The organism is Streptomyces sp. NPDC002784 (assembly GCF_053592135.1).
Map to the genome: position 1 here is coordinate 1 of NZ_JBSFVD010000122.1, position 2,845 is coordinate 2,845.

At 74.8% G+C, this 2,845-nt stretch carries 4 protein-coding genes; 3 read left to right on the forward strand and 1 reads right to left on the reverse strand.

The features are described 5' to 3' along the window. The first annotated feature begins 117 nt into the window (after window positions 1-117). The 3 genes from ACWD1Z_RS37020 to ACWD1Z_RS37030 are packed head-to-tail and all read left to right on the forward strand — an operon-like array spanning window position 118 to window position 2,707. Window positions 118-366 carry an acyl carrier protein gene (locus ACWD1Z_RS37020; RefSeq protein WP_451125259.1) on the forward strand — a complete coding sequence of 83 codons (249 nt, stop codon included), beginning with the start codon at window positions 118-120 and terminating at the stop codon, window positions 364-366. Beyond that, window positions 366-1,850: a class I adenylate-forming enzyme family protein gene (locus ACWD1Z_RS37025; RefSeq protein WP_451125261.1), complete on the forward strand. Its 1,485-nt coding sequence runs from the start codon at window positions 366-368 to the stop codon at window positions 1,848-1,850. Before ACWD1Z_RS37020 ends, ACWD1Z_RS37025 begins: the two co-directional genes overlap by 1 nt. Further along, window positions 1,847-2,707: an enterobactin synthetase gene (locus ACWD1Z_RS37030; protein ID WP_451125263.1), complete on the forward strand. Its 861-nt coding sequence runs from the start codon at window positions 1,847-1,849 to the stop codon at window positions 2,705-2,707. The genes ACWD1Z_RS37025 and ACWD1Z_RS37030 overlap by 4 nt, the downstream gene beginning before the upstream one ends. A 30-nt stretch (window positions 2,708-2,737) precedes the next feature. Here the strand turns inward: ACWD1Z_RS37030 and ACWD1Z_RS37035 are convergent, their stop codons facing one another. Continuing rightward, entirely contained in the window at window positions 2,738-2,839 is a 102-nt protein-coding gene (locus ACWD1Z_RS37035) for an Rv0909 family putative TA system antitoxin (RefSeq protein WP_451125265.1), read from the reverse strand. Window positions 2,840-2,845 lie beyond the last annotated feature (6 nt).

Below are 2,845 nucleotides of genomic sequence, written 5' to 3' on the forward strand. Positions count from 1 at the left end.
CCCGTGAGCTTTGTCACGGGCCGGTCCGGGGAGTGCGGCCCGGCCCCGTGCGCCTCTTCAGGGGGTGACAGTCGTACATCGCGCGGCGGCCCACACGCCGAGGCGAAAGGGGAAACCATGAGCACCATCAGGGAGTTGCTGGTCGAACTCACCGGTACGGCCGAGTACGCCGACCAGGTCGGCGACGACGTCGCCCTGGCCGACAGCGGCATCGACTCCGGGGATCTGGTGCGTCTCGTGCTGCTCGTGGAGCAGCGGCTCGGCGTGGAGATCACCGCCGAGGACATGCAGGAGCTGCGCACCATCGCCGACTACGAACGTTTCGTGGCCGAGCGCACGGTCGCCGGCGCGAGCGGCGGTGCGTGATGTGGCTGACGCAGCTGCTGGAACGCAACCGCCAGTGCTGGCCCGACCGGACCGCCCTGGCCGACGAGGAACGCAGCGTCACCTGGGCCCAGTTGCACGACCGCACGCTGGAACTGGCGTACGGGCTGGCCGAGCTGGGCATCGAGCGGGGTGACCGGGTCGCCGTGCTCGCCAAGGACCGGATCGAGGTCCTGGAGAGCTACTTCGCGCTGGCCCGGCTCGGCGCGCTGTTCGTGCCGCTGAACCACAGCCTGGCCGAGCCCGAGGTCGCCGGGATCGTGGAACGCGTCGGCGCGGTGGCCGTCATCGGGGAGACGGAACTGCTGGACCGGCACCCCCAGCTGCCCGCGTCGGTGCGGATCCGGCTGGCGCTGGACAAGCCCGCCTTCGCGGCGCTGGGCACCCTGGCCGGGGCGCGGGAGCTGCCGCGGGTCGCCGACACCGACCCGATCGCCGTCCTGCACACCTCGGCGACCACCGGGCAGGCCAAGGGGGTGACCGTCGACAGCGGGTCGTTCCGGGCGATCGCCCTCGGCTGGCTGGTGATGGCCCGCCCCACCGACGGCATCGTCATGGTCAACTGCTGCCCGCTGTACCACGGCAGCATGGTCGTGTCCCTGACCTACCTGGCGGCCGGTGCCACGGTCGTGCTGATGCCCGGCTTCACTCCGCAGCGGGCGCTGTCCGCGGTGGAGCGGCACCGGGCCACGCACATGTGGCTGGTGCCGCAGATGCTGCGCTTCATGCTCCAGGCCAAGGGCTCCCACCGCACCGACCTGTCCTCCCTGCGGGAGATCCTGTACGGCGCCGCCCCCATGCCGCTCGACGTCTACGCCGACGCGGTCGGGCGGCTCGACTGCGGCTTCCGGCAGGTGTACGGCATGACCGAGGTGGGCGGTCCGTTCGTCACGCTCGGTCCCGACGAGCACCCCGCCCCCGGGGACGTCACCGCCCGCATCCCCTGCGGCCGGGTCGTCCCGGGCATGTCCGCCCGCGCGGTGGACGAGGACGGCCGCCAGGTGCCGCGCGGCGAGATCGGCGAGATCGTGGTGCGCGGGCCGGGCGTCATGCAGGGCTACTGGAACGACCCGGAGGCCACCGCCGAGATCACCCTCCACGGGTGGATCAGGACGGGTGACCTCGGTTTCGTCGACGACGAGGGCCGCATCAGCCTGGTGGACCGCACCAAGGACGTCATCATCCGCGCGGGCCAGAACGTCTACCCCTCGGAGATCGAGCGCGCCCTGATGACCCATCCGGCGGTCCGGGACGCGGCGGTCGTCGGGATGCCCGACGAGGACTACGGCGAGGTGCCGCTCGCGTACGTCGCCCTGGAACCGGGCACGGAGGCGGGCGCGGCGGCGCTGCTCGCGCATGTCGCGGGGCTGCTCGCGCCGTACAAGCGCCCGCGGCGGGTGGAGTTCATCGAGCAGGTGCCGCGCAACCCCGCCGGGAAGATCGTCAAGAAGCTGCTGCGGGTGTGACGCGCACGGCGGGCGCCGATGACCCCACGCCCCGCGCGGACCGGGTCGGGACGGAGACGTCCTGCCCGGCCCGGAACGGTCGGGAGTCCTCGGGCGCGGCGGGCGGTGAGGCCGGGCGGGCGGCAGGTGATGCCCCCGGGCGGACGGCGGGCCGAGGGCCCGTCCGGGCCGCGGATGACGAGTGCGCGGGGGCGGCGGGCGGTGAGGTGACGGCGCTGCGTCCGCTGCTGGCCGCCGCCGGGCTCGGGCTGGGCGTCGCGGCCGTCTGCGAGCCGGGGCCGGAACCGGCCGGGCCCGCCGAGGCGGCCGCAGCAACGTCGATGCCGCCGAAGCGCCGGCTGGAGTTCCTGGCCGGACGCCGGGCCGCCCGGCGGGCGCTGCGCGCGGTAGGGCTGGAGTGCGGGGAGATTCCCAGGTCGGGGCGGCTGCCGGTGTTCCCGCCGGGCCGGGCGGCGTCGATCTCGCACAGTGCCGGGATCGCCGTCGCGGTTGCCCGCGCCCCGGGCCGGGACCTGCCGCTCGGCTGCGACCTGGAGCTGCGTCCCCTCCCCCGCGGCGCGGCCCGCCTGGTGCTGCGCGCGGACGAGGAGGCGCTGCTCGGTGCGGGTGCGCAGGCCTGGTCGGTGACGCATCTGTTCTCCGCGAAGGAGGCCGCCTGGAAGGCCCTGGTCGGGCCGGACGGCGAGCACCCCGCCGGGCCGCTGGGGAGCCTGCGCGACCTGCGGGCCAGCCCCGACGGGGACGGTCTGCGCGTCTGCCCGCGCCCGGAACCCGCACACGCGGTGCGGGTGCGGGTGGTGCGCGTCGGGGCGGGCGTGTTCAGCTACGTCGTCGGCCGGGCCGGCGCCCACGGCTGAGCGGGGTCTGCCCGCTACCGGGCCAGCGAATCAGCGCTGCGTGCCGCCGCCGTCCCGGTAGGAACGCCGTACCGCGTCGGCGGCCGTGTCGGTCTTGGCGTCGTACTTGTTGCCGGTCCGCTCGTCGACCATGCGCTC

Bases quoted from the DNA above. Each gene is read 5' to 3' on its own strand.
- ACWD1Z_RS37020 (WP_451125259.1), top strand. From the start codon at position 118: ATGAGCACCATCAGGGAGTTGCTGGTCGAACTCACCGGTACGGCCGAG.
- ACWD1Z_RS37025 (WP_451125261.1), top strand. From the start codon at position 366: ATGTGGCTGACGCAGCTGCTGGAACGCAACCGCCAGTGCTGGCCCGAC.
- ACWD1Z_RS37035 (WP_451125265.1), bottom strand. From the start codon at position 2,839: ATGGTCGACGAGCGGACCGGCAACAAGTACGACGCCAAGACCGACACG.